Annotated in this window: 24 protein-coding genes and 3 tRNA genes; 8 read left to right on the top strand and 19 right to left on the bottom strand. The window is 71.5% G+C overall.

Features of this window, described 5'->3' with window-relative positions; translation table 11 throughout:
* Nucleotides 1–116: 116 nt before the first annotated feature.
* The 5 genes from ACFWU9_RS10525 to ACFWU9_RS10505 all read right to left on the bottom strand — a co-directional run bounded on the left by ACFWU9_RS10525 (nucleotide 117) and on the right by ACFWU9_RS10505 (nucleotide 1,580).
* A complete protein-coding gene (locus ACFWU9_RS10525) occupies nucleotides 117–545 on the bottom strand; it encodes a MaoC family dehydratase (protein WP_384316388.1) in 429 nt (142 codons plus the stop codon).
* Between the two features lie 5 nt (nucleotides 546–550).
* Complete coding sequence (locus tag ACFWU9_RS10520; RefSeq protein WP_384316386.1) at nucleotides 551–1,003, bottom strand: MaoC family dehydratase N-terminal domain-containing protein; 453 nt, start codon at nucleotides 1,001–1,003, stop codon at nucleotides 551–553.
* Between the two features lie 130 nt (nucleotides 1,004–1,133).
* Nucleotides 1,134–1,298, bottom strand: coding sequence for a 50S ribosomal protein L33 (gene rpmG / locus ACFWU9_RS10515; protein WP_003956487.1), 165 nt, complete (start codon nucleotides 1,296–1,298; stop codon nucleotides 1,134–1,136).
* Nucleotides 1,299–1,387: 89 nt separating this feature from the next.
* Nucleotides 1,388–1,460 (bottom strand) — tRNA-Met (locus tag ACFWU9_RS10510).
* A gap of 47 nt (nucleotides 1,461–1,507) precedes the next feature.
* A tRNA-Thr gene (locus ACFWU9_RS10505) sits at nucleotides 1,508–1,580 on the bottom strand.
* A 345-nt stretch (nucleotides 1,581–1,925) separates the two neighbouring features.
* On the opposite strand from ACFWU9_RS10505, the gene ACFWU9_RS10500 reads away from it, so the two are divergent.
* Both ACFWU9_RS10500 and ACFWU9_RS10495 read left to right on the top strand, forming a co-directional pair.
* Nucleotides 1,926–3,170 (top strand): amidohydrolase family protein, encoded by a 1,245-nt coding sequence (locus ACFWU9_RS10500; RefSeq protein WP_384316384.1) that lies wholly within the window; start codon nucleotides 1,926–1,928, stop codon nucleotides 3,168–3,170.
* A gap of 118 nt (nucleotides 3,171–3,288) precedes the next feature.
* A complete protein-coding gene (locus tag ACFWU9_RS10495) occupies nucleotides 3,289–4,026 on the top strand; it encodes an NAD(P)H-binding protein (RefSeq protein ID WP_384316382.1) in 738 nt (245 codons plus the stop codon).
* 59 nt (nucleotides 4,027–4,085) lie between these two features.
* Here ACFWU9_RS10495 and ACFWU9_RS10490 read toward each other — a convergent pair.
* A tRNA-Tyr gene (locus ACFWU9_RS10490) sits at nucleotides 4,086–4,167 on the bottom strand.
* Nucleotides 4,168–4,393: 226 nt separating this feature from the next.
* Between ACFWU9_RS10490 and ACFWU9_RS10485 the strand changes: the two genes are divergently transcribed.
* Complete coding sequence (locus ACFWU9_RS10485; RefSeq protein ID WP_384316380.1) at nucleotides 4,394–4,882, top strand: YajQ family cyclic di-GMP-binding protein; 489 nt, start codon at nucleotides 4,394–4,396, stop codon at nucleotides 4,880–4,882.
* A 152-nt stretch (nucleotides 4,883–5,034) separates the two neighbouring features.
* Complete coding sequence (locus ACFWU9_RS10480) at nucleotides 5,035–5,694, top strand: alpha-ketoglutarate-dependent dioxygenase AlkB family protein (RefSeq protein WP_384316378.1); 660 nt, start codon at nucleotides 5,035–5,037, stop codon at nucleotides 5,692–5,694.
* 6 nt (nucleotides 5,695–5,700) lie between these two features.
* Here the strand turns inward: ACFWU9_RS10480 and ACFWU9_RS10475 are convergent, their stop codons facing one another.
* The gene (locus ACFWU9_RS10475) at nucleotides 5,701–5,970 is read right to left on the bottom strand and encodes a GlsB/YeaQ/YmgE family stress response membrane protein (RefSeq protein WP_384316376.1); all 270 of its coding nucleotides are present in this window, start codon (nucleotides 5,968–5,970) and stop codon (nucleotides 5,701–5,703) included.
* 83 nt (nucleotides 5,971–6,053) lie between these two features.
* Here ACFWU9_RS10475 and ACFWU9_RS10470 point away from each other — a divergent pair, with 83 nt between their 5' ends.
* On the top strand, nucleotides 6,054–7,301 hold the full coding sequence (locus ACFWU9_RS10470; RefSeq protein ID WP_384316374.1) for an APC family permease: 1,248 nt from the start codon (nucleotides 6,054–6,056) through the stop codon (nucleotides 7,299–7,301).
* Nucleotides 7,302–7,307: 6 nt separating this feature from the next.
* Here the strand turns inward: ACFWU9_RS10470 and ACFWU9_RS10465 are convergent, their stop codons facing one another.
* The 12 genes from ACFWU9_RS10465 to ACFWU9_RS10410 all read right to left on the bottom strand — a co-directional run bounded on the left by ACFWU9_RS10465 (nucleotide 7,308) and on the right by ACFWU9_RS10410 (nucleotide 18,566).
* Entirely contained in the window at nucleotides 7,308–7,700 is a 393-nt protein-coding gene (locus ACFWU9_RS10465) for a YccF domain-containing protein (protein ID WP_384316372.1), read from the bottom strand.
* On the bottom strand, nucleotides 7,697–8,560 hold the full coding sequence (gene htpX, locus ACFWU9_RS10460) for a zinc metalloprotease HtpX (protein WP_384316370.1): 864 nt from the start codon (nucleotides 8,558–8,560) through the stop codon (nucleotides 7,697–7,699). The genes ACFWU9_RS10465 and htpX overlap by 4 nt, the downstream gene beginning before the upstream one ends.
* Nucleotides 8,561–8,769: 209 nt before the next feature.
* Nucleotides 8,770–10,455 (bottom strand): NADH-quinone oxidoreductase subunit N, encoded by a 1,686-nt coding sequence (locus ACFWU9_RS10455; RefSeq protein ID WP_384316593.1) that lies wholly within the window; start codon nucleotides 10,453–10,455, stop codon nucleotides 8,770–8,772.
* A 2-nt stretch (nucleotides 10,456–10,457) separates the two neighbouring features.
* Nucleotides 10,458–12,050: a NuoM family protein gene (locus tag ACFWU9_RS10450; RefSeq protein ID WP_384316368.1), complete on the bottom strand. Its 1,593-nt coding sequence runs from the start codon at nucleotides 12,048–12,050 to the stop codon at nucleotides 10,458–10,460.
* A 3-nt stretch (nucleotides 12,051–12,053) separates the two neighbouring features.
* The gene (locus ACFWU9_RS10445) at nucleotides 12,054–14,057 is read right to left on the bottom strand and encodes an NADH-quinone oxidoreductase subunit L (RefSeq protein ID WP_384316366.1); all 2,004 of its coding nucleotides are present in this window, start codon (nucleotides 14,055–14,057) and stop codon (nucleotides 12,054–12,056) included.
* Nucleotides 14,054–14,446 (bottom strand): NADH-quinone oxidoreductase subunit NuoK, encoded by a 393-nt coding sequence (gene nuoK / locus ACFWU9_RS10440; RefSeq protein WP_384316364.1) that lies wholly within the window; start codon nucleotides 14,444–14,446, stop codon nucleotides 14,054–14,056. Before nuoK ends, ACFWU9_RS10445 begins: the two co-directional genes overlap by 4 nt.
* Nucleotides 14,446–15,081, bottom strand: a complete 636-nt coding sequence (locus ACFWU9_RS10435; protein ID WP_384316362.1) for an NADH-quinone oxidoreductase subunit J — start codon at nucleotides 15,079–15,081, stop codon at nucleotides 14,446–14,448. Before ACFWU9_RS10435 ends, nuoK begins: the two co-directional genes overlap by 1 nt.
* Nucleotides 15,078–15,659 (bottom strand): NuoI/complex I 23 kDa subunit family protein, encoded by a 582-nt coding sequence (locus ACFWU9_RS10430; RefSeq protein ID WP_384316360.1) that lies wholly within the window; start codon nucleotides 15,657–15,659, stop codon nucleotides 15,078–15,080. The genes ACFWU9_RS10435 and ACFWU9_RS10430 overlap by 4 nt, the downstream gene beginning before the upstream one ends.
* A complete protein-coding gene (locus tag ACFWU9_RS10425; RefSeq protein ID WP_384316358.1) occupies nucleotides 15,660–16,628 on the bottom strand; it encodes an NADH-quinone oxidoreductase subunit H in 969 nt (322 codons plus the stop codon).
* A complete protein-coding gene (locus ACFWU9_RS10420; RefSeq protein ID WP_384316356.1) occupies nucleotides 16,625–17,536 on the bottom strand; it encodes an NADH-quinone oxidoreductase subunit C in 912 nt (303 codons plus the stop codon). The genes ACFWU9_RS10425 and ACFWU9_RS10420 overlap by 4 nt, the downstream gene beginning before the upstream one ends.
* Nucleotides 17,536–18,174, bottom strand: coding sequence for an NADH-quinone oxidoreductase subunit B (locus ACFWU9_RS10415; protein ID WP_384316354.1), 639 nt, complete (start codon nucleotides 18,172–18,174; stop codon nucleotides 17,536–17,538). The genes ACFWU9_RS10420 and ACFWU9_RS10415 overlap by 1 nt, the downstream gene beginning before the upstream one ends.
* Entirely contained in the window at nucleotides 18,165–18,566 is a 402-nt protein-coding gene (locus tag ACFWU9_RS10410) for an NADH-quinone oxidoreductase subunit A (RefSeq protein ID WP_384316352.1), read from the bottom strand. The genes ACFWU9_RS10415 and ACFWU9_RS10410 overlap by 10 nt, the downstream gene beginning before the upstream one ends.
* A gap of 266 nt (nucleotides 18,567–18,832) precedes the next feature.
* Here ACFWU9_RS10410 and ACFWU9_RS10405 point away from each other — a divergent pair, with 266 nt between their 5' ends.
* The 3 genes from ACFWU9_RS10405 to ACFWU9_RS10395 all read left to right on the top strand — a co-directional run bounded on the left by ACFWU9_RS10405 (nucleotide 18,833) and on the right by ACFWU9_RS10395 (nucleotide 22,548).
* On the top strand, nucleotides 18,833–20,035 hold the full coding sequence (locus ACFWU9_RS10405; protein ID WP_384316350.1) for a sensor histidine kinase: 1,203 nt from the start codon (nucleotides 18,833–18,835) through the stop codon (nucleotides 20,033–20,035).
* A gap of 239 nt (nucleotides 20,036–20,274) precedes the next feature.
* Nucleotides 20,275–21,591 carry a sensor histidine kinase gene (locus tag ACFWU9_RS10400; RefSeq protein ID WP_384316348.1) on the top strand — a complete coding sequence of 439 codons (1,317 nt, stop codon included), beginning with the start codon at nucleotides 20,275–20,277 and terminating at the stop codon, nucleotides 21,589–21,591.
* 285 nt (nucleotides 21,592–21,876) lie between these two features.
* Nucleotides 21,877–22,548: a LuxR C-terminal-related transcriptional regulator gene (locus ACFWU9_RS10395; RefSeq protein ID WP_384316591.1), complete on the top strand. Its 672-nt coding sequence runs from the start codon at nucleotides 21,877–21,879 to the stop codon at nucleotides 22,546–22,548.
* Nucleotides 22,549–22,586 lie beyond the last annotated feature (38 nt).

Genomic DNA, 22,586 nt, shown 5'->3' with positions numbered 1-22,586 from the left:
GCGGGCTCTGGCGCCGGCCTGGGCTCGGAGTTCGGGCCCGGGCGGGGGAACGGGCGGGGCGCGGGAGGGGCCGCTGGTGCGGGCCGTCCGGCGCCTCGGGAGCGCGGCGGGGCCGCTCAGGCCAGCTGGACGACGGCGCGGGACATGCCCAGCACCTTCTTGCCCTCGCTGGTCGCCGTCAGGTCCACGCGCACACGGTTGTCGTCGAGCTTCTCGCCGATCTTGGCGCTCACCTCGATGACCGCGCCCTTGCCGTCGTTCGGCACCACCACGGGCTTGGTGAAACGGACGCCGTACTCGACCACGGCCCCCGGGTCCCCCACCCAGTCGGTCACCACGCGGACCGCCTCCGCCATGGTGAACATGCCGTGCGCGATGACGTCCGGCAGCCCGACCTCGACGGCGAACTTCTCGTTCCAGTGAATCGGGTTGAAGTCCCCGGAGGCGCCCGCGTACCGCACCAGGGTGTCGCGCGTCACCGGGAAGGTCGCCGACGGCAGCTCCGTGCCGACCTCGACCCTGTCGTAGGCGATCTGCGTGCCCATCGGCGTCACTCCCCCTCGGCGGCGCGCGCCACCAGCTTGGTCCAGGCGGTCACGACGTGCGCGCCGGCCTCGTCGTGCACCTCGCCGCGGACGTCGAGGATGTCGTTCCCCGCCATGGACTTGACTCCCTCGATGGTGGACGTGACCGTCAACCGGTCGCCCGCCCGCACCGGACGGGTGTACGCGAACTTCTGGTCGCCGTGCACGACCCGGTTGTAGTCCAGACCGAGCTGCGGATCGGCGATGACCTCGCGCGCCGCCTTGAAGGTGATCGCGAAGACGAAGGTCGGCGGGGCGATCACGTCGAGGTGGCCGAACGCCTTCGCGGCGTCCGGATCCACGTACACGGGGTTGCTGTCGCCCACCGCCTCGGCGAATTCGCGGATCTTCTCCCGGCCGACCTCGTACGGCTCGGTCGGCGGATACGTCCGCCCGACGAAGGACTGGTCGAGCGCCATGGACTCGTTCCCTCCTGATGAGACTGCCCTGAGACTGCCCTGATGAATGGTGCACAACTATGGATCGGGCACGGCAAACGACACGAGGCCGCCCCCCGGTTAAGGGGACGGCCTCGGGTACGAGCCTGGTTCAGCGCGTTTCGCGGTGAGCCGTGTGCGAGTTGCAGCGAGGGCAGTGCTTCTTCATCTCAAGACGGTCCGGGTTGTTGCGCCGGTTCTTCTTGGTGATGTAGTTCCGCTCCTTGCACTCCACGCAGGCCAGCGTGATCTTCGGGCGGACGTCGGTGGCAGCCACGTGAGTGCTCCTTGGACGGACAGATTGACGGGTTAACGCATAAAAGAGTAGCCGATCGAAGGATCGCCCCCACCATCGGCTACCGTGTGTAGCGGTGACCGGACTTGAACCGGTGACACAGCGATTATGAGCCGCTTGCTCTACCGACTGAGCTACACCGCTGTGATGTCGGATCCCCTCGCCCGGAGGCGAGGAGCACCGAACACCAGAGCCCCAATACGGAATCGAACCGTAGACCTTCTCCTTACCATGGAGACGCTCTACCGACTGAGCTATTGGGGCGAGCGATGAAGACATTACACGGTCCGTCGCCGTTCGCCCAAATCCGTTTCCCGGCTTCTCGTCCCACCTGTCCCTTCCGCCTCGGGGCTCCTGTGGGAGGTGCGTCGGCCGGGCGTCGGAGATGCGCCGGGCGGGGGTTCGGAAGAGGCGTCTGGCCCTGTGCGGACGGGTGTTGGGCCCGCGTGGTCGGGTCCCGGGCGGCGTTCCGGATGCCAGGAAGAGCCACGCCGGTATGACTATTTCCTTCCTCCTCGAAGCCCGAGCGGGGCGCCTCTAGGCTCGACGCACGCTGCGTGATCTTGCACGCCGGAGCCTCAGCCCACCCAGGAGCCCACCAGGAGCCCGATGCCCGACAGCCAGCCGGGGCCCCCAGACGGCGTCACGGCCCACGCCACCGCTCTGCTGCTGCGCGGGGCCCGGCTCACCGACGGCCGCGCCGTCGACGTACGGCTCAGCGGCGGCCGTATCGAAGCCGTCGGCACCGCCGGCAGTCTCACCGCGCCCGGCGCCAGCCTGGACCTCGACGGGCATCTGCTCCTGCCGGCCCCGGCCGAGCCTCACGCGCACAGCGACACCGCGCTGAGCGCCGTCACGTCGGGCGGGCCCGTCCCGTACGACCCCGAGGACATCCAGCGCCGGGCGACCGAGGCCGCGCTGCTCCAGGTCGGGCACGGCGCGACCACGCTGCGGACGCATGTACGGATCGGTGACGCGCACGAGCTGGTCGCCATGGAGGCGGTGCTCCAGGCCCGGCGTTCACTGCGCGGGCTCGGGGATCTGACGGTCGTCGCCGTACCGCGGCTGCTGACCGGGGTCGCGGGCGCCGACGGGCTGGCGATGCTGCGGGACGCGGTGAAGATGGGCGCGGGTGTGGTGGGCGGCTGTCCGGACCTCGACCCCGATCCGACCGGATACGTGGAATCGGTGCTGACGGTGGCCGCCGAGCACGGCTGTCCCGTCGACCTCCATACGGACGGCGGCGACCCGGCCCGCCTCGCGCGCCTCGCGGCCATGGCGGGCGGACTGCGGCCCGGTGTCTCGATCGGGCCCTGCGCGGGGCTGTCCCGGCTGCCGTCGGACGCCACCGGGCGGGCGGCCGACCAGTTGGCGGCGGCGGGTGTGACGGTGGTCTGTCTGCCCCAGGGCGGCTGCGGCGGGGTCGACCAGCGGGGCGTGGCGCCCGTACGGGTGCTGCGCGCGGCCGGGGTGCGGGTGGCGGCGGGCAGTGGAGCCGTACGGGACATGGCGAACCCGGTGGGACGCGGGGACCCGTTGGAGGCGGCGTATCTGCTGGCATCCCAAGGAGGACTGCGCGCGACGGACGCGTACGAGAGCGTCAGCACCGCCGCGCGTGAGGCGATGCGGCTGCCGGAGGTACGGGTGGAGGCGGGCTTTCCGGCCGAGCTGATCGCGGTGCGCGGGGACAGGCTGGAGGGGGTGCTGTCGCTGGCGTACAGCCGGATCGTCATCCACCGGGGGCGCGTGGTGGCCCGGACGAACGCGGTGCGGGAGTACTGCGATTCGGCGGTGGCCGTGTCGCTGGACCTGCCGAGACAGGGGCGGCAGGGGCGGCCCGAGACAAGGCCGTGAGCGGCCGGCCGGCCCGCTCCCGCCCTACGGCGCCCGGCGGGGGTCGCTCCTCCTACGGAGAGGCCGCCGGAGATACCGCGTGGGTGGTGACGGGCCGGCGGACGTTACCGTCGTGGGCATGCGAATTGTCATCGCCGGAGGACACGGTCAGATAGCGCTGCGGCTGGAGCGGCTGCTCGCCGCGCGCGAACACGAGGTCGCGGGCATCATCCGCGGGCCTGAACAGGCGGCGGATCTGCGGGAGGCGGGCGCCGAAGCCGTCGTACCCGACCTGGAGTCGGCCTCGGTGGACGAGGTCGCCGCGGTCCTGGAGGGCGCGGACGCGGCGGTCTTCGCCGCCGGGGCGGGACCGGGCAGCACCGTCGAACGCAAGGACACCGTCGACCGCGCGGCCGCCGTCCTCTTCGCCGACGCGGCGGAACGGGCGGGCGTACGGCGCCATGTGATCGTCTCGTCCATGGGCGCCGACCCGGACCACCGGGGCGACGAGGTCTTCGACCACTACCTGCGGGCCAAGGGCGCGGCGGACGCGTACGTCCTGGCCAAGTCGGGTCTCGACACGACCGTCCTGCGCCCGGGAATGCTCACCAACGACGCGGGCACCGGCGAGGTGAACCTCGCGCCGTCAACGGGCCGTGGGCCGGTGCCACGGGACGATGTGGCCGCGACGCTGGCGGAGTTGGTGGAGACGTCGGCGACGGCTGGGCTGACGCTTGAGCTGATCGGCGGGGCGGTGCCCGTCGCGGAGGCGGTGAGGAACGCGGGTCCGACCACGGAACTGATCAGCGCACCGGTGCCTGCGCCCGCCCCCGCGCCCGCGGAGGAGGCGGTGAAGAAGGCGACGCCGTCCGCCTGAGGGAGACGACGATGGCCCCTGACCGGCGTTTCCGCTGGTCAGGGGCCATCATTTCCGTGTGGCGGCGCCAGGATTCGAACCTGGGAAGGCTAAGCCGGCGGATTTACAGTCCGCTCCCATTGGCCACTCGGGCACACCGCCATGGGACGTTGTCGCGGGACCGGCGCCGTGGGCGCTGCTCCGTGGCAACGACGTAAACGATACCCGATGCCCGGGGGTGCTCCGCCACCGGATTGATCAGGCCGGAAGAGGGCCGGGATGACTAGGCTTTGCCGGAGCGGGCCGGGAGCCCGGCCGTACTTTCGGCATCAGTCGCGGCGCGTGCCGCGGCACCTTTTCCAGTACCCGAGCCAAGGAGCCACAGGACATGGCCGACTCCAGTTTCGACATCGTCTCGAAGGTCGAGCGGCAGGAGGTCGACAACGCCCTCAACCAGACCGCGAAGGAGGTCTCCCAGCGCTACGACTTCAAGAACGTCGGAGCCTCGATCGCCTGGTCCGGCGAGAAGATCCTCATGCAGGCCAACAGCGAGGAGCGGGTCAACGCGATCCTGGACGTCTTCCAGTCCAAGCTGATCAAGCGCGGCATCTCACTGAAGGCGCTGGACGCGGGCGAGCCCCAGCAGTCCGGCAAGGAGTACAAGATCGTCGCCTCCATCGAGGAGGGCATCTCCCAGGAGAACGCGAAGAAGGTCGCCAAGATCATCCGCGATGAGGGCCCCAAGGGCGTCAAGGCGCTCGTGCAGGGTGACGAGCTGCGGGTCAGCTCGAAGAGCCGGGACGATCTGCAGGCCGTACAGGCGCTGTTGAAGGGGCAGGACTTCGACTTCGCGCTGCAGTACGTGAACTACCGCTGACCGAGGCGCCCGCCGGGTGCGGGTGTTCGCCGGTCTGGCGCGAGCGCGGTACGACGAGGGCGGTCGGCCGGGGAGGGCCCCGGCCGCGGTCCTCGTCGCGTCCACCTTCTACGGAGGCGGTTGTCCGTACGACGATTCCCGGGCGGTGAAGGATGGGTGACACGTTGTTCCCGCGCGAGCGGGCGGTTGTCGGGGACGGGGCCGTGCATGTGCCCGGGTGGCTGGATCTCGGCCGACAGCGGGAGTTGGTGGAGGCCTGCCGGGAGTGGGCGCGGGGGCCCGTGCCCATGCGGCGTACCAGCTTGCCGGGCGGGGGCGTGATGTCCGTGCGCACCGTCTGTCTGGGGTGGCACTGGCAGCCGTACCGCTACACCCGTACCGCCGGGGACGTGAACGGCGCGCCCGTCGCGCCGTTTCCGGGGTGGCTCGGAGAGTTGGGGCGCGCGGCGCTCGACGAGGCGTACGGGGCGGGCGCCGGGGACGGGTACGCGCCGGACACCGCGCTGGTCAACTTCTACGACGGCGACGCCCGGATGGGCATGCACCAGGACAAGGACGAGAAGTCCCGTGCGCCGGTGGTGTCGTTGAGCATCGGTGACAGCTGTGTCTTCCGGTTCGGCAACACGGAGACGCGGACGCGTCCTTATACGGATGTCGAGTTGGCGTCCGGCGATCTCTTCGTCTTCGGTGGGCCGTCCCGGCTCGCGTTCCACGGCGTGCCCAAGGTGTGTCCGGGCACCGCCGACCCGGCGAGCGGGATGCGCGCCGGGCGGCTGAACATCACGCTCCGCGAGACCGGGCTCGGCGGCTGAGCCGGCTCAGCGGGAGCGGGAGTGGCCGAAGAGCACGCGGTAGATGATCAGCAGCACCAGTGAGCCGCCGATCGCCGCTCCCCAGGTGGCCGCGTCGAAGAAGTCGGCGTCGATCGGGCGGTCCAGCCAGCGGGACGACATCCAGCCGCCGACGAAGGCGCCGACGATGCCGATGAGGGTGGTGCCGATCAGGCCGCCCGGGTCCCGGCCGGGCAGCAGGATCTTGGCGATCGCTCCGGCGAGGAGTCCGAGGACGAGCCAGCCGATGATGGTCATGCCGTGAACCTGCCTTTCGTACTCTGTTCCGCGGAAAGACGCCCGTGGGGCGGCCGGTTGCGGACGTCGATAGCGTGCGCCGTATGACACAGCAGCTGCGTCGCACCCTGGGCGTCTTCGACGCCGTCGTCGTCGGGCTGGGCGCGATGCTCGGGGCGGGCGTCTTCGTCGCCCTCGGGCCCGCCGCCGAGGCGGCCGGCACCGGCCTGCTGTGGGGGCTGGCGGTGGCCGCCGTGGTGGCCTACTGCAATGCGATGTCGTCGGCCCGGCTCGCGGTCGACTACCCGGCTTCGGGCGGGACATACGTGTACGGCCGTGAGCGGCTCGGGCCGTTCTGGGGGTGGCTGGCGGGCTGGGCCTTCGTGGTCGGCAAGACCGCCTCGTGCGCGGCGATGGCGCTGACGGTCGGGGCGTACGTGTGGCCGGGGCAGGCGCACGCGGTGGCGGTCGCGGCCGTGGTGGTCCTGACCGCCGTGAACTACGGCGGCGTACAGAAGCCGGCGACGCTGACGCGGGTGATCGTGGCCGTCGTGCTCGGGGTCCTCGCCGCCGTCGTGGTCGTCTGCCTGGGCTCGGACGCGGCGGACGCCGGGCGGCTGGGGCTCGGCCTCGGTACGGAGGCGGGCCCGGGCGCCGGTTCCGCTTCGGTGGGAGGGGTGCTGGGGGCGGCCGGGCTGCTCTTCTTCGCCTTCGCCGGATACGCCCGCATCACCACACTCGGCGAGGAGGTGCGGGACCCGGCCCGTACGATCCCGCGCGCCGTCCCGCTGGCCCTCGGCCTCGTGCTGGCCGTCTACGCCTGCGTGGCGGTCGCGGTCCTCTCGGTCCTCGGAGCCGGGGAGTTGGGGCGTTCGGCGGCGCCCCTGGCGGATGCCGTACGGGCCGCCGGGGCGTCCTGGCTGGTGCCCGTGGTGCGTGTGGGGGCCGCCCTGGGAGCTCTCGGGGCGCTGCTCGCCCTGATCCTCGGGGTCTCCCGTACGACGCTGGCGATGGCGCGGGACGGGCATCTGCCGCGCGGGCTGGCCGCCGTGCACCCCCGCTTCCGGGTGCCGCACCGGGCCGAGCTGGCGGTGGGCGCGGTCGTGGCCGTCCTGGCGGCGACGGTGGATGTGCGCGGGGCGATCGGCTTCTCGTCGTTCGGGGTGCTGGCGTACTACGCGATCGCCAACGCCTCGGCGTGGACGCTCGGTTCGGAGCTGGTACGGGTACGGGCGGCGGTCGGCCTCGTCGGCTGTGCCGTGCTGGCCTTCGCGCTGCCCGTCCCGTCGGTCGTCTCCGGTGCGGGGGTGCTGCTGCTGGGGGCGGTCTGGTACGCCGCGCGGCGCCGCTAGGCGGTGTCACCAGCCCGCGAACGCCTCGTCCGTACGGACGATGTCGCGGCCGAAGGGCAGCAGCGAGACGGGGATCAGCTTGAAGTTGGCGATGCCCAGCGGGATGCCGATGATCGTCACGCAGAGGGCGAGCCCGGTGAAGATATGGCCGAGCGCGAGCCACCAGCCGGCCAGGATCACCCACAGCACGTTGGCGACGAACGAGGGCGATCCGGCGTCGCGGCGGTCCACCGTCGTATAGCCGAACGGCCACAGCGCGTAACGGCCGATACGGAACGCGGCCACCCCGAAGGGGATGCCGATGATCGTGACGCACAGGAGCAACCCGGCGAGCATGTAGCCGAGGAACAGCCAGAATCCGCTCAGAACCAGCCAAATGATGTTGAGGATCGTCTTCATGGACGGCCACCTGCCATCTGCTCTAGTCGGGCGATGCGCTCCGCCATCGGCGGATGCGTGGAGAACATTCTCGATACACCCTGCCCGGGACGGAACGGATTGGCGATCATCAGATGGCTCGCCGTCTCGATCCGTGGCTCGGGAGGCAACGGCAACTGCTTCGTACCGGCTTCCAGCTTGCGCAGGGCGCTCGCGAGGGCCAGTGGGTCGCCGGTGAGCTGGGCGCCGGACGCGTCCGCCTCGTACTCCCGGGAGCGGCTCACGGCGAGCTGGATCACGGAGGCGGCCAGCGGGCCGAGGACCATCACCAGGAGGATGCCGACGAGGCCGGGTCCCTCGTCGTCGTCCGAGCGGCCGATGGGGATGAGCCAGGCGAAGTTCACCAGGAACATGACGACCGAGGCGAGGGCGCCGGCGACGGAGGAGATGAGGATGTCGCGGTTGTAGACATGGCTGAGCTCATGGCCGAGCACGCCGCGCAACTCCTGCTCGTTCAGGATCTGGAGGATCCCCTCCGTACAACAGACGGCGGCGTTACGGGGATTGCGGCCGGTGGCGAAGGCGTTGGGAGCCTGGGTCGGGGAGATGTAGAGCCGTGGCATCGGCTGGCGCGCGGCCGTGGAGAGCTCGCGGACGATGCGGTAGAGGTCCGGTGCCTCGAACTCGCTGACCGGGCGCGCGCGCATGGCGCGCAGGGCGAGCCTGTCGCTGTTCCAGTACGCGTACGCGTTCGTCCCGAGCGCGATCACGACCGCGATGATCAGCCCTGTCCTGCCGAAGATACTGCCGATGACGATGATGAGTGCGGACAGTCCCCCGAGGAGTGCGGCGGTCCTCAACCCGTTGTGCCGGCGGTGCACGGAGCGCCCTCCAAATCGTGCGGCAGGGGAACCCTTTACCTGATGCTGCTCCACTCTCCAGTGGACCCTTCCTTACTGGTCAACGCCAGGCGAGGGTCACGGGTTCCCTGGCGCCCCCGCGCGGGGGTGTACGCCGTACGGGTGGCGGAGGGGGCGGGAGGGGCGGTTTCCCGGGCCGGGGAGGCCCTCGCGGGAGGCTCGAGGAGGCCTCAGAAGAGGTTTTCGGCGGCGAAGCGCAGAACCAGCTGGGGCGCTCCCGACAGGGCGACGCCCGCGGCGGCGGTCAGGCCGATCGCGGCGAGCAGCGGGGCGGGGGCGCGCGCGGCGACCAGGGCGCCGGCGGGGAGGCCGTCGGGCCGGAGAGCGGGGGCCGGGGCCTCCGGGACCGTCCGCGCCTCGCCCGGGGCGTCCTCGGCCGCCCTCTCGGGGCCGAGGAAGAGGATCGCCGTCCACTGGAGGTAGTAGAAGAGCGCGACGACGACGTTGACGGCCATCACGACGGCCAGCCAGCCGAGGCCCGCGTCGACGGCGGAGGAGAAGACCGTGACCTTCGCGAAGAGGCCGACGATGCCGGGCGGCAGTCCGGCGAGGCAGAGCAGGAAGAAGCCCATGGCGAGCGCGGTGAGCGGGCGCTCGGACGCGAGACCGCGGTAGTCCGCGAGACGGTTCAGGGGCTTCGTACGGGCGACCAGGGCGGCGACGGCGAAGGCGCCGAGGTTCACGACGGCGTACATCAGGGCGTACGCGACGGTGGAGCCGATCTGGTCCGTGCCGGCGTACGCCGCCGCCGCGATCGGCACCAGCAGATAGCCGGCCTGGGCGACGGAGGACCAGGCCAGGAGGCGTACCGCGCTCCACGCGCGCGTGGCCGACTGGCGCAGCGCGGCGACGTTGCCGACGGTCATGGTGAGCGCGGCGAGCACCGCGACGGCGGGGCCCCACACGTCCGAGTGGCTCGGGAAGGCGATGACCGTCACCAGGATCAGACCGGAGAGGCCGACGGCCTTGCTGACGACGGAGAGGTAGGCGGCGACGGGCAGGGGCGCGCCGACGTAGGTGTCGGGGACCCAGAAGTGGAAGGGCGCGGCGGCGGCCTTGAAGGCGAAGCCGACGAGGGTCAGGGCGACGCCCGTGGACGCGAGGGTTTCGAGCTTTCCGGGGACGTCGTCGAGTCCGGCGGCGATCTCGGTGAGATGCAGGGAGCCGGTGGCGGCGTACACGAAGCTGACGCCGAGCAGCATGACGGCGGTGGCCGTCACGGAGGAGAGGAAGAACTTCAGGGCGGCCTCGGACGAGAGGCGGTCGCCGCGCTTGAGGCCGACCAGCGCGAAGGCGGGGAGGGTGGCGACTTCGAGGGCGACGATCAGGGTCGCGAGGTCGCGGGCCGCGGGGAGGAGGGCGGCGCCGGAGGCGGAGGAGAGCAGCAGGAACCAGAACTCCCCCGGCGGGAGCTTGCGGTCGGGGTGGCCGCTCGTGCCGGTGAGGTCGCCCGTTTCGCCGGCCCCGCCGGTCTTGCTCGTGCCGGTCCTGCCGCTCGTGCCGCCGGCGAGTTCGGTGACCGAGAGGAGCGCGGTGAGCAGCGCTCCGCCGAGTACCAGGAGCTGGATGACGAGCGTGAAGTGGTCGGCCGTGTAGCTGCAGACGTCGGCGTCCGCCGTCAGGCAGAAGGTGGACCGGTCGCCCGCGCGCAGCGGCAGGAGCAGCAGGAGCGCGGCGGCGAGGCCGGCGACGGACAGGACGCCGAGAAGCGGCTTCCGGCGCTCCGGGACGAACAGGTCGGCGATCAGGACGACCAGGGCGACGGCGGCGGTGAGGGCCGGGGGCGCGATGGCGAGCCAGTCGACGGACTGGACGAGATTCGCGGCGCCGTCGGCGGCGCCCTGGGCGGCTGCCACGGTCACGACTTGCCTCCTGCGAGGAGCTTCTGCACGGCCGGGTCGGTGAGGCCGAGGAGGACGGCGGGCCAGAGTCCGGCGAGGACGGTGAGGGCGACGAGCGGGGTCCAGGCGGCGAGTTCGTGGCCGTGGACGTCGGCGAGTTCGGGCGTCGGGCCACCCGTGTCCGTCGCCTGCCGCGTGACGCCCATGCAGACGCGGCGGACCACGATCAGCAGATAGGCGGCGGTGAGCAGCGTGCCGAAGCAGGCGATCGCCGTGAAGGTGACGAAGGCGGGGCGGCTGAGGCCCTCCGCGGGGTCGAAGGCGCCGAACATCGCCAGCATCTCGCCCCAGAACCCGGCGAGTCCCGGCAGGCCGAGCGAGGCGACGGCGGCGAAGGCGAGCAGTCCGCCGAGGCGGGGCGCCCGGCCGTACAGGGCCGCGCCGGTGGCGCCGGCGAGGGTGTCGAGGTCGGCGGTGCCGTAGCGGTCCTTGAGCGCTCCGACGAGGAAGAAGAGCAGGCCGGTGATGAGGCCGTGGGCGACGTTGGCGAAGAGCGCGCCGTTGACGCCCGTGGGTGTCATGGACGCGATGCCGAGGAGCACGAAGCCCATGTGGCCGACGGAGGAGTAGGCGATCAGACGCTTGAGGTCGCCGCCGGCGCCCTGCCGGGCGAGGGCGAGGCAGGCCAGGGAGCCGTAGATGATCCCGGCGACGGCGAAGGCGGCGAGGTACGGCGCGAAGGTCCGCATCCCGTCGGGGGCTACGGGTAGGACGATACGGACGAATCCGTACGTACCCATCTTGAGCATGACCCCGGCGAGGAGGACGGATCCGACGGTCGGGGCGGCGGTGTGGGCGTCCGGGAGCCAGCTGTGCAGCGGCCACATCGGCGTCTTGACCGCGAGCCCGATCCCGATCGCCAGAACGGCCGTGACCTGCACGAATGTACTCAGCCCACGGCCGTTGTCAGTGGCGAGTGCCACCATGTCGAATGTGTTCGCGTGCAGCCCGACGAGCAGCAGGCCGAGCAGCATGACCACGGAACCGAGCAGCGTGTAGAGGATGAACTTCCAGGCGGCGGCCTGCCGTTCCTCGCCGCCCCAGCGGGCGATGAGGAAGTACATCGGGATGAGCACCATCTCGAAGGCGAGGAAGAAGAGCAGCAGATCGAGGACGGCGAAGGTCGCGAGGGTGCCGGATTCGAGGACGAGCAGCAGGGCGACGAAGGCCTTCGGGGAGGGGCCTGCCGGGGATGTGAAGTAGCTGTGGAGCGCGCAGAGGAAGGTCAGCAGCGCGGTCAGGACCAGGAGGGGGAGTGAGATGCCGTCGACACCGAGGTGGATCCGCACGTCGAGTGCGGCGATCCAGCTGATGTCCGTCGTGGCCTGCATCCTCGACGGCTGGTCGTGGTCGAAGCCGAGCGCGAGGACGATCGCGGCGATGAGGATCGCGCCGGTCACGGTCACACCGTGGCGCAGTACGGCCTGGTCGGGGCTCTTGCCCCGGAGTCCGGGCGGGGCGGGCAGCAGCGCCGCCACGGCGCCCAGGAGGGGGGCGGCGACGATGAACGCCAGAAGGAACTGCATCACGGACGTGCTGATATCGATCACGGCTCACGCTCCGGCTGCGACGAGTACGGCGGCGATGGCCAGGACGACCGTTCCGGCGAGCAGGGCACCCAGGTAGGTCTGGACGTTGCCGGTCTGCGCGCCGCGTACGGCGATGCCGAGCCAGCGGGTGCCGGTGCCCGCTCCGCGTACGTAGGTGTCGACGACCTCGCGGTCGAGGAAGCGGACCAGTGTGGCCGCGGCCTGGACCGGGCGTTGGAACATCACGCGGTAGAGGGCGTCCAGGTGGAAGCCGGCGGCGGCGTGGCCGTGGAGCCTGCCCAGCAGGAGCCGGCCGGGGTCGGCGGGGTCGGGGGCCGAGGCGATGTTCCCGTAGACGGGGGCGTGGCTGGCGATGGCCTCGGCCTCGGAGAGGGCGGGCTCGGCGTCCGGGTGCGCGGCGACGGCGCCCATCGGGGTGCGGGCGGCGAGCGCCGTGGTGTGGCTCCACGCGCCGTAGGTGACCAGTCCGCCGACGAGCGCCACTCCCGTGCCGAGGACGGAGGTGGTGACGGTCGGGGCGAGGCTCTCGGTGTCCAGCCAGGGGGCGATGACGCCGACGGTCAGGCCGAAGGCGAGGGAGGGGACGGCGAGCACCCACAGGACGGTGTTCATCGCGAGGGGCTGTCCGCCGTGGTCGGCGGCTTCGACGCCCCGGCCCCGGAAGGCGAGGAGCCACAGGCGCGTCGCGTAGGCGGCGGTGAGGAGGGCGGTGAGCAGACCGGCGACCAGCACGGTCCAGCCCGCTGCGGCGGGTGCGATGTCGGAGTCGCCGAAGGCCGTGTGCTCGGCGGCGACGAGGACGGCTTCCTTGGAGAAGAAGCCGGCGAAGGGCGGGATGGCGGCGAGCGCGAGCAGCGCGATCGTCATCGTCCAGTAGGCGTCGGGGACGCGTTTGGCGAGGCCGCCCATCCGGGACATGGCCGCGAGCGAGTTGGTGCCGGCGGCGTGGATGATCACGCCGGCGCCGAGGAAGAGGAGCGCCTTGAAGGCACCGTGCGAGATGAGGTGGAAGACGGCCGCGCCACGGTCGCCGACTGCCAGCGCGCCGGTCATGTAGCCGAGTTGGCCGATGGTCGAGTAGGCGAGGACGCGTTTGATGTCGTCCTGCGCGAGGGCGGCGAGCGCCGAGCCGACCATGGTGATCGCCGCCAGTACGGCGAGTACGCCGAGGGCCGCCGCCGAGGCGGCGAAGACGGGGAGGAGACGGGCCACGAAGTAGACACCGGCGGCGACCATCGTCGCGGCGTGGATCAGCGCGGAGACGGGGGTGGGGCCGGCCATGGCGTCGGGCAGCCAGGTGTGCAGCGGGAATTGGGCCGACTTGCCCGCGACACCGGCGATCAGCAGCAGCGCGATCAGGGTGGGGTGGTCGAGCCCGTCGTTCGCGACGGCGTCGAGGACGCCGGTGATCCGGAACGTCCCGGTGTCGACGGCGAGCGCGAACAGACCGAGCAGGAAGGGGACATCGCCGAGCTTGGTGACCAGGAAGGCCTTCAGGGAGGCGGCGCGCGCCTCGGGCGTCTCCCAGTAGTGGCCGACGAGGAAGTACGAGCAGATGCCCATGATCTCCCAGCCGACCAGGAGCACCATCAGGTCGCCGGAGTAGACGACCAGCAGCATCGCGGAGGTGAAGAGGGAGACCAGGGCGGCGTACGAGGGGTAGCGCGGGTCGTCGCGCAGATAGCTCGTCGAGTAGATCTGCACGCACGTCGCGACGGCGCCGACGAGGATCGCGACGAGGGCGGCGAAGCCGTCGATGTGCAGCGCGAGGTCGATCGGTACCGAGCCGGTGGGCGTGAGCCGCGTCGCCGCGTCGAGGGGTGCGCCGGGTCCGTGCCCGGCGCTCTGGCGGACGGCGACGAACGCGGCGAGTACGGCGGCGGCGAGCGGCGGCAGTACGGCCAGCGGCCGGACGAATCCGGGGGCCGTACGGCCGAGGAGCAGTCCGGCGACCGCGCCGAGGAACGGCAGGAGGGGGACGAGGACGGCGAGGGTGGTCGTGGTCACGCGGTGGCCTCGGCCTTCTCTGCCCGGGCGTCGGCCTCGGCGGAGCCGGCCACCGCTTCCTCGGCGGCCCGGTCGGTGGCGTCGCTCTCGACGCTGTCGCGGAGGCGGTCGACGTCGGCGGTGCCGCGGGCGCGGTGGACCATCAGGACGATCGCCAGGCCGATGCCGATCTCGGCGGCGGCGACGGCGATCACGAAGAGGGTGAGTGCCTGGCCGGCGTGCAGGGTGTCGCGGAGCCAGACGTCGAAGGCGACGAGGTTCAGATTGACGGCGTTGAGCATCAGCTCGACGGACATGAGGACGAGGATCGCGTTGCGGCGGGCGAGCACCCCGTACAGACCGGTGCAGAACAGCAGCGCCGCGAGCACGGCGGGATAGGCGAGATGCATCAGCGCTGCTCCTTGCCGCGGGGAGTGCGGGGACCGCGGGTGCCGCGCGGGCCGCCGGTGCCGCGGGGGCCCCGGCCGGTGTCGGCTCCGCGAGCGGCGTCGCTCTTGCGGGACAGGACGATCGCGCCGATCAGCGCGGCGAGCAGAAGGACGGAGAGTGCTTCGAAGGGCAGGACCCAGTGCCGGAAGAGGAACTGTCCGGAGACCTCGGTCGACCCCTGCGCGGGACCGTCCAGCTCGATCCAGGTCGTACGGAACGCGTCGACGACCACCCACACGAGCGCGACGGCGGCGGTGGTGGCCACCGCGAGCGCGACCCACCGGTTCTCCGAATCCGCGTCCGGGGAACGGCCGATGGGCGCCTTGGTCAGCATCAGCCCGAAGAGGAGGAGGACGACGACGGAGCCGACATAGATCAGGACCTGTACCCAGGCGATGAACTCGGCCGTCAGCAGCAGGTATTCGACGGCCAGGCCGCCCAGCGCCACGACCAGCCAGAGAGCCGCGTGCACCAGCTGCTTGGTCGTGACGGTGATGACGGCCGCGCCGAGGGTGAGGAGCCCGACGAGGACGAAGGCGATCTCCACACCGGTCGGGGAGAGGAAGCCGGGGTGGGCGGCTGCGAGAGGGGTCACTCGCCGTCCTCCCGCTCCTGGGACGCGGACGTGGTGGCCGCCCGTGCGGCGGCCTCCGCCGCCGCGAGCTTGTCGGCCGTCTTGCGGGCGGCGGCGATCTCCTTCGGCTCCTCGGCGGCCGGGTCGAGGGCGGGCGGGGCCGGCACGGTCCACATCCACTCGCGAAGCTTGTCGCGCTCGTGGGTGAGTTCCAGGATGTCCGTCTCCGCGTACTCGAACTCCGGTGACCAGAACAGCGCGTCGAAGGGGCAGACCTCGATACAGATACCGCAGTACATGCAGAGGGAGAAGTCGATGGCGAACCGGTCGAGGACGTTCCGGCTGCGCTCGCGCCCGCCGGGGGCGGCGGCCGGAAGCGTCTCCTTGTGGGAGTCGATGTAGATGCACCAGTCGGGGCACTCGCGGGCGCAGAGCATGCAGACCGTGCAGTTCTCCTCGAACAGTCCGATCACGCCCCGGCTGCGGGGCGGGAGTTCGGGCTGGGTGTCCGGGTATCGCGCGGTGACGGACTTCCTGGTCATCGTACGGAGGGTGACGGCCAGCCCCTTGGCCAGGCCGCTACCGGGGATCGGAGCCACTTACTGGATCACCACCTTGACGATGCCGGTGAGGGCGATCTGGGCGAGGGCGAGCGGGATGAGCACGGTCCACGCGAGCTTCTGGAGCTGGTCCTCGCGCAGCCGCGGATAGCTGACGCGCAGCCAGATGACGACGAAGGCGAGGACGAACGTCTTGAGGAGGGTCCAGAGCCAGCCGAGATCGTCACCGCCGAACGGGCTGTGCCAGCCGCCGAGGAACAGGACGGTGGTCAGTCCGCAGAGGACGACGATGCCCGCGTACTCGGCGAGCAGGAACAGCGCGAACCGCAGACCCGTGTACTCGGTGTAGGCGCCGAAGATGATCTCGGAGTCGGCGACCGGCATGTCGAAGGGAGGGCGCTGGAGTTCGGCGAGACCGGCGACGAAGAAGACGAGGGCGCCGACGATCTGCCAGGGCACCCACCACCACTCGAAGGCGTCGAGGATGCCCGGCAGCGACACGGTGCCGGCCGCCATCGCGACGGAGGCGGCCGTGAGCAGCATGGGCAGTTCGTACGCGAGCAGTTGGGCGGCGGTGCGCAGACCGCCGAGGAGGGAGAACTTGTTGGCCGAGGCCCAGCCCGCCATCAGCGAACCGAGCACGCCGACGCCCATCACGGCGAGGACGAAGAAGATACCCGCGTCGACGACCTCGCCGACCGCGCCCTCCTGGGGACCGATCGGGATCACGACCAGGACGAGGAGGTAGGGCAGCAGGGCGACGGCCGGGGCGAGCTGGAAGATCCGCCGGTCGGCGGCGGCCGGGACGATGTCCTCCTTCTGCGCGAACTTCACGCCGTCGGCGACGAGTTGGGCCCAGCCGTGGAATCCGCCGACGTACATGGGGCCGAGTCGGCCCTGCATATGGGCCATGACCTTGTGCTCGGTCTGTCCGACGATCAGGGGCAGCAGGAGGAAGGCGGCGAAGACGATGACCAGCCGAATGGCGACGTCGAGCACGTCGTTCACGCGTCTCCTCCGGGGCGCTCGGAGTCGGGCCGGGGCTTCGCCGGATCGGGCTGCTCCGGCTCCGGTTTGGAGGGGTCCGGCTTCCGCGGCCCGGGCTCCGTCGTGTCCGTCGCCGGGTCGTCGAAGGCCGGGCGCGGGTCGTGCCAGGGCGCGGGCGCGGCCTTCGGCGCGGGCGCGGGCGCCCCTTCGGGCGTCGCCCCGGACGTCGGGCGCTGCTGGCTCGTGGAGCCCTCCGTGACGCTCCGGGCGCGGCGGACCGGGCGGTCCCCGGCGGCGCGGGGCGTGCGGGCGGGCCGGGCGGGGGCCGGGGGCAGTTGGCCCTTGAGCGGCCCCCAGTCGTTCGGGTCCGGTACGCCGGGCGGCAGCATCTGGCGGCGCTTGGGCCCCGCGTGCCCCGGCGCGGACTCCCCCGGTTCCTTCGCGCCCGGCCAGGCCTTCGCGACCCGGGCCGCCAGGACGAAGTCCTTGCGCAGCGGGTGTCCTTCGAAGGTCTCGGGCAGCAGCAGGTGCACCAGGTTGGGGTGGTCGGTGAAGGTGATGCCGAACATCTCGTACGTCTCGCGCTCGTGCCACTCCGCGCCCGCGTAGATCCCGATGGCGGTGGGCAGTACCGGGGCCTCGTGCGGAACGGTCGTACGGACCAACAGCCGCCGTACGGCGCCGCGTTCGAGCGAGGCGACATGCGCGCCGACGCGGAAGCCGGTGCCCGGTTCGTCGACGGCGCTCAGCCAGTCGAAGTAGGTGCAGCCAAGGGTGGACCGGGCGGTTTCGAGGGCGGCCGGCCAGGAGGCGGCGGGGACGTCGACCGTCAGGAGGTCGTACGCGCGCTCGGCCGTGGCGTCCGCGCCGAAGATCTCGGCGACGGTGCCGGGCAGGCCCTCGTACGCGTGGTGCGCGTCCGAAGTCATCAGGTGCTCTCCCCCGGCGTGGGCGGGGCCGCGATCAGTCCGCTGCGCAGCGCGGCGGTGCTGGGCCGGTGGCTCCCGGAGCCGTAACGCTCACCCAGCGACTCCCGGGAGATCTTCTCCTGGAGCTTGAGGATTCCCTGGAGGAGGGCCTCGGGGCGCGGCGGGCAGCCCGGTACGTAGACGTCGACCGGGATGATCTGGTCGACGCCCTTCGTGACGGAGTACGAGTCCCAGTACGGGCCACCGCAGTTGGAGCAGGCGCCGAAGGAGATCACGTACTTGGGCTCGGGCATCTGCTCGAAGAGCCGTTTCACGGCCGGTGCCATCTTGTCCGTCACCGTGCCGGACACGACCATCAGGTCCGCCTGGCGCGGGCCCGGCGCGAGGGGGATGACACCGAGCCTGATGAAGTCGTGTCTGGCCATCGAGGCGGCGATGAACTCGATGGCGCAGCAGGCGAGTCCGAAGTTGAAGACCCAGAGGCTGTAGCGGCGGCCCCAGTTGAGGACCACCTTCATCGGCTGGGGCGCCAGCCGGGAAAGCACGCCCAGGCGCTGGGGGTCGGGCAGGTCGACCGGGGCGGCGGTGGCCGGGGCGGACCCGGCGGCGGTCGCACCGGCGGCGGGGGTCACGTCCATTCCAGGACGCCCTTCTTCCATGCGTAGAGAAGTCCTACGGCCAGGAAGCCGAGGAAGACGAACATCTCGACGAGCGTCGTCGCGCCGTACCCCGGGGCCGCGAAGACCGTGGCCCACGGGAAGAGGAAGATCGAGTCGACGGCGAAGATGACGTAGAGGAAGGCGTAGACGTAGTAGCGGACCTGGGTGTGTGCCCAGCCCTCGCCCACCGGGTCGACTCCGCATTCGTACGTGAGCAGCTTCTCCGGCGTCGGTACCACCGGCCGCAGCAGTCTGCCCGCCCCGAAGGCCACGGCGACGAAGAGGACGCCGACGACCGCGAGCAGTCCGACAACCGAGTAGCTCTGGAAGTAGTCCGACGCGAGAGCGCGCGGTTCCGGCACGTGCGTCACCCGCCCCTCGTTCCGCCGATCGGTCTGTTCTTGGATCCTGGTCGCTGATCTGTACGCACGGGAGTCTAGGCCCTGCTAAAGGGACCGTAAGCAGTCGGTCGCGCATCAGTCATGTCCGGGTCATGCGTGGGCCCCACACGCTTCGGCCGAGGCGCTGGTCGGGCGGCTGCGCGGCGGGTGCCGGCCGGGTGGTGGGGTTATCCCCACCACCGCTCCCCCAGCCACCCCATGGCGTGCGCCCCCGCGGACGTGCAGGCTAGGGCCTTATGACCGCCCGTAACAGCCTTCCCGACGACGAACGGCGACCGCCGCCGCGTTTCGCCTTCAACCGGCACACATGGAAGGAGATCGCCCATCTCCTCGCCAATCTGCCGGTCTCGATCGCCGGCTTCGTCTATGTCGTGTTCGTCGTCCCCACCGGCGCCTTTCTCTCCGTCACCGTGATCGGCCTGCCCTGGCTCGCCCTCGGTCTGTCCGGGGCGCGGCTGCTGGGCAAGGCGGAGCGCGCGCGGGCGCGCGCCCTGCTGGGGGTGCGCATCGACGAGCCGAGCCCGCTCCGTGGGCGGCGGCGCCGGGAGCGGCGGGACCGCGGCAGCGAGGGGTTCTTCTCCTGGCTGTGGACCGGGCTGAAGGACCCGGTGGCCTGGCGGACCACGCTGTACGAGTTCATCCGGCTGCCCTGGGGGATCCTGACCTTCACGATCACGACGGTGAGCCTGTTCGTCCTGTGGCCGGTGCTGCCCTTCATCGCGCGCGGTCTCACCAACGTCGACCGGGCCATGGTGCGCGGGCTGCTCTCGCCCTCCGACGAGCTGGAGAGCCGGATCGCGGAGCTGGAGTCGGACCGGGGCGTCGTGGTCGACACGGCCGCCGCCGACCTGCGCCGTATCGAGCGCGACCTCCACGACGGGGCGCAGGCCCGGCTGGTGGCGCTGGCGATGGGACTCGGCCTCGCGAAGGAGAAACTGCTGGAGGACCCCGAGACGGCGGCGAGCATGGTCGACGAGGCGCACGGCGAGGTGAAGCTGGCGCTCCAGGAGCTGCGGGACCTGGCGCGGGGCATCCACCCGGCCGTTCTCACCGACCGGGGTCTGGACGCGGCCCTCTCCTCCGTCGCCTCCCGCTGCACGGTCCCGGTCAAGGTCGAGGTCGAGCTGGACCAGCGCCCGGCGGCGGCCATCGAGGGCATCGCCTACTTCACCGTCTCGGAGCTGCTTCAGAACGTCAGCAAGCACAGCGGGGCGAGCATGGCCGGCGTCGAGGTGTGGCGCGCGGAGGACCGGCTGCTCATCCAGGTCGAGGACAACGGGCGCGGGGGCGCCCGGCTGGACGGCGGGACGGGCATGGCGGGGCTGGCGGAGCGCCTGGGGGCGGTCGACGGTCTCTTCGTGCTGGACTCGCCGGAAGGGGGCCCGACGATCGTCACGGCGGAGCTTCCCTGGCGGGAGCGCGAGCCGGCCCGCGAGTGAGCGGGGGCGGTGCCGTACGGGCGCGGGGACGCGCCGCGCGCGGGGGCGCCGGAGCCGTCCCGTACGCCTCCACCCGCCGGCCCGCCATCCACCCGGAGGCCCTGAAACCGCACCCCCGAAGGTGGGGAAAACCCCAGGGCGAAGACGGTAACCGCCCTCATGGTGCGGCCCCGCCCGGCGGATGAGCATGGAGCTACTACAGGAAGCACGACCGCCCCGCTCGCAGAACGGACGACTCGATGGCCACGGATTACGGCACGCGGACACCGGCACAGCGCCACACCCTCCACCCGGCACTGCGCGCTCCGTTCTCGGGCCGGGCGTGGAAGGAGTTCGCCTATCTCCTTCTCAACCTCCCGATGGGCATCCTCTTCTTCGTCTACGTCGTGACAACGGTCTCGCTCAGCGCGGGCCTCCTCGTGACCTTCATCGGAATCCCGCTGCTGGCCGCCGCGCTCGTCGGCTGCCGGGGCCTCGGCGCCGTCGAGCGGATGAGGGCGCGGGCCCTGCTCGGACTGGAGACCCCGAGCCCGCTGCCCATCCGGGGGAAGAAGTCAGGTCTGATGTCCTGGGTCGGCGCGGTCCTCAAGAGCGGCGTGTCCTGGCGGCATCTGCTCTACGGCTTCCTGCACTTCCCGTGGGCGCTGTTCTCCTTCGTCACGTCCGTGACCGTCATGGCCACCGGCTGGAGCCTCTTCCTCTATCCGCTGTGGCAGTGGGTCTTCCCCGAGTACACGGACCAGGACGGCATCGCGCTCTTCAGCGACGGCACCAACGACTTCTACCTGGACACCCCGTTCGAGACCGCCGCCACGAGCGTCGTCGGTCTGGTCCTCGTCCTCGCCTCGCCCTGGCTGATCCGTGGACTGACCGGGGTGGACCGGGTGCTGGTCGCCGGTCTGCTCGGCCCGTCCAAGCTGGCCGAGCGGGTCTCCGAGCTGGAGTCGGACCGGGGTGTCGTGGTCGACACGGCCGCCGCCGACCTGCGCCGTATCGAGCGCGACCTCCACGACGGGGCGCAGGCCCGGCTGGTGGCGCTGGCCATGGACCTGGGTCTGGCGAAGGAGAAGCTGCTGAACGACCCGGAGGCGGCGGCGCGGATGGTCGACGAGGCGCACGGCGAGGTGAAGGTCGCCCTCCAGGAGCTGCGCGATCTGGCGCGGGGCATCCACCCGGCCGTTCTCACCGACCGGGGCCTGGACGCCGCGCTCTCCTCCGTCGCCTCCCGCTGCACCGTGCCGGTGCAGGTGGAGGTGGACCTGGACCAGCGCCCGGCGGCGGCCATCGAGGGCATCGCCTACTTCACCGTCTCGGAACTCCTCCAGAACGTCAGCAAGCACAGCGGGGCCGGGCGCGCGTCGGTCGACGTGTGGCGGATGCAGGACCGGCTGATGCTCCAGGTCGCGGACGACGGCCGGGGCGGCGCGAACACCTCGGCGGGCACCGGCCTGGCCGGGCTCGCGGAGCGGCTCGACTCGGTCGACGGAATCCTCGTCGTGGACTCGCCGGTCGGCGGGCCGACGACGGTGACGGCGGAGCTGCCCTGGCGTAAATGAGCCACGACGGCCCGCCGGGACACCGGGGGCCGTACGAGGCACCGTACGGCACGAGAGACGTGGGACACCGATCACAGGCGACACACAGACGCGGCCACGGCGCACCGGACATCGTCCGGTGCGCCGGAGTCGCGTCCGCGGCCTCGACCGGGTGCGCCGGAGTCACGTCTCTCGCTTTGGTCTGTTCCCGGCCAGTGGACGCACGCCGATACGAATACTGGGATGCTGGGAACCGCAGGGCGGACGCGGAGCGCGTACGCACATCGACTTGGGGGCGGCACGGTCGTGGAGGACAGGGTACGAGTGGTCATCGCCGAGGATTCGGTGCTCCTGCGGGAGGGCCTGACCCGGCTGCTGACCGATCTCGGGCATGACGTCGTCGCCGGTGTCGGGGACGGTGAGGCGCTGATCAAGACCGTCGGCGACCTGGCCCGTGAGGGCGCGGCGCCGGACGTGGTGGTGGCCGACGTACGGATGCCGCCGACGCACACCGACGAGGGTGTCCGGGCGGCGGTACAGCTGCGCAGGGACCATCCGGGCATCGGTGTGCTGGTGCTGTCCCAGTATGTGGAGGAGCAGTACGCGACCGAGCTGCTCGCCGGCAGCAGCCGGGGCGTCGGTTATCTGCTCAAGGACCGGGTGGCCGAGGTCCGCGAGTTCGTGGACGCGGTCGTACGGGTGGCGAGGGGCGGCACGGCGCTCGACCCCGAGGTGGTGGCACAGTTGCTCGGCCGCAGTCGTAAGCAGGACGTGCTCGTGGGTCTGACCCCCCGGGAGCGCGAGGTCCTCGGGCTGATGGCGGAGGGGCGGACGAACTCGGCGATCGCCAGGCAGCTGGTCGTGAGCGACGGCGCGGTGGAGAAGCACGTCAGCAACATCTTCCAGAAGCTCGGCCTGTCGCCGAGTGACGGAGATCACCGCCGGGTGCTGGCGGTCCTGACGTATCTCAACTCGTGACCGGGCGCGGTGGCGCCGGTGGCTCCGGGCATGTCAGG

This window comes from Streptomyces sp. NPDC058653 (genome assembly GCF_042716895.1).
Taxonomy (GTDB): domain Bacteria; phylum Actinomycetota; class Actinomycetes; order Streptomycetales; family Streptomycetaceae; genus Streptomyces.
The sequence above is the reverse complement of the archived record's forward strand: the minus strand, read 5'-3'. Positions and strand labels throughout refer to the sequence as shown.

Excerpts from the sequence above, each read along its gene's own strand:
- ACFWU9_RS10525 (WP_384316388.1), bottom strand. The coding sequence starts at position 545 with ATGGGCACGCAGATCGCCTACGACAGGGTCGAGGTCGGCACGGAGCTG.
- ACFWU9_RS10520 (WP_384316386.1), bottom strand. The coding sequence starts at position 1,003 with ATGGCGCTCGACCAGTCCTTCGTCGGGCGGACGTATCCGCCGACCGAG.
- ACFWU9_RS10500 (WP_384316384.1), top strand. The coding sequence starts at position 1,926 with ATGCCCGACAGCCAGCCGGGGCCCCCAGACGGCGTCACGGCCCACGCC.
- ACFWU9_RS10495 (WP_384316382.1), top strand. The coding sequence starts at position 3,289 with ATGCGAATTGTCATCGCCGGAGGACACGGTCAGATAGCGCTGCGGCTG.
- ACFWU9_RS10485 (WP_384316380.1), top strand. The coding sequence starts at position 4,394 with ATGGCCGACTCCAGTTTCGACATCGTCTCGAAGGTCGAGCGGCAGGAG.
- ACFWU9_RS10480 (WP_384316378.1), top strand. The coding sequence starts at position 5,035 with ATGGGTGACACGTTGTTCCCGCGCGAGCGGGCGGTTGTCGGGGACGGG.
- ACFWU9_RS10475 (WP_384316376.1), bottom strand. The coding sequence starts at position 5,970 with ATGACCATCATCGGCTGGCTCGTCCTCGGACTCCTCGCCGGAGCGATC.
- ACFWU9_RS10470 (WP_384316374.1), top strand. The coding sequence starts at position 6,054 with ATGACACAGCAGCTGCGTCGCACCCTGGGCGTCTTCGACGCCGTCGTC.
- ACFWU9_RS10465 (WP_384316372.1), bottom strand. The coding sequence starts at position 7,700 with ATGAAGACGATCCTCAACATCATTTGGCTGGTTCTGAGCGGATTCTGG.
- nuoK (WP_384316364.1), bottom strand. The coding sequence starts at position 14,446 with ATGCATCTCGCCTATCCCGCCGTGCTCGCGGCGCTGCTGTTCTGCACC.
- ACFWU9_RS10420 (WP_384316356.1), bottom strand. The coding sequence starts at position 17,536 with ATGACTTCGGACGCGCACCACGCGTACGAGGGCCTGCCCGGCACCGTC.
- ACFWU9_RS10415 (WP_384316354.1), bottom strand. The coding sequence starts at position 18,174 with ATGGACGTGACCCCCGCCGCCGGTGCGACCGCCGCCGGGTCCGCCCCG.
- ACFWU9_RS10405 (WP_384316350.1), top strand. The coding sequence starts at position 18,833 with ATGACCGCCCGTAACAGCCTTCCCGACGACGAACGGCGACCGCCGCCG.
- ACFWU9_RS10400 (WP_384316348.1), top strand. The coding sequence starts at position 20,275 with ATGGCCACGGATTACGGCACGCGGACACCGGCACAGCGCCACACCCTC.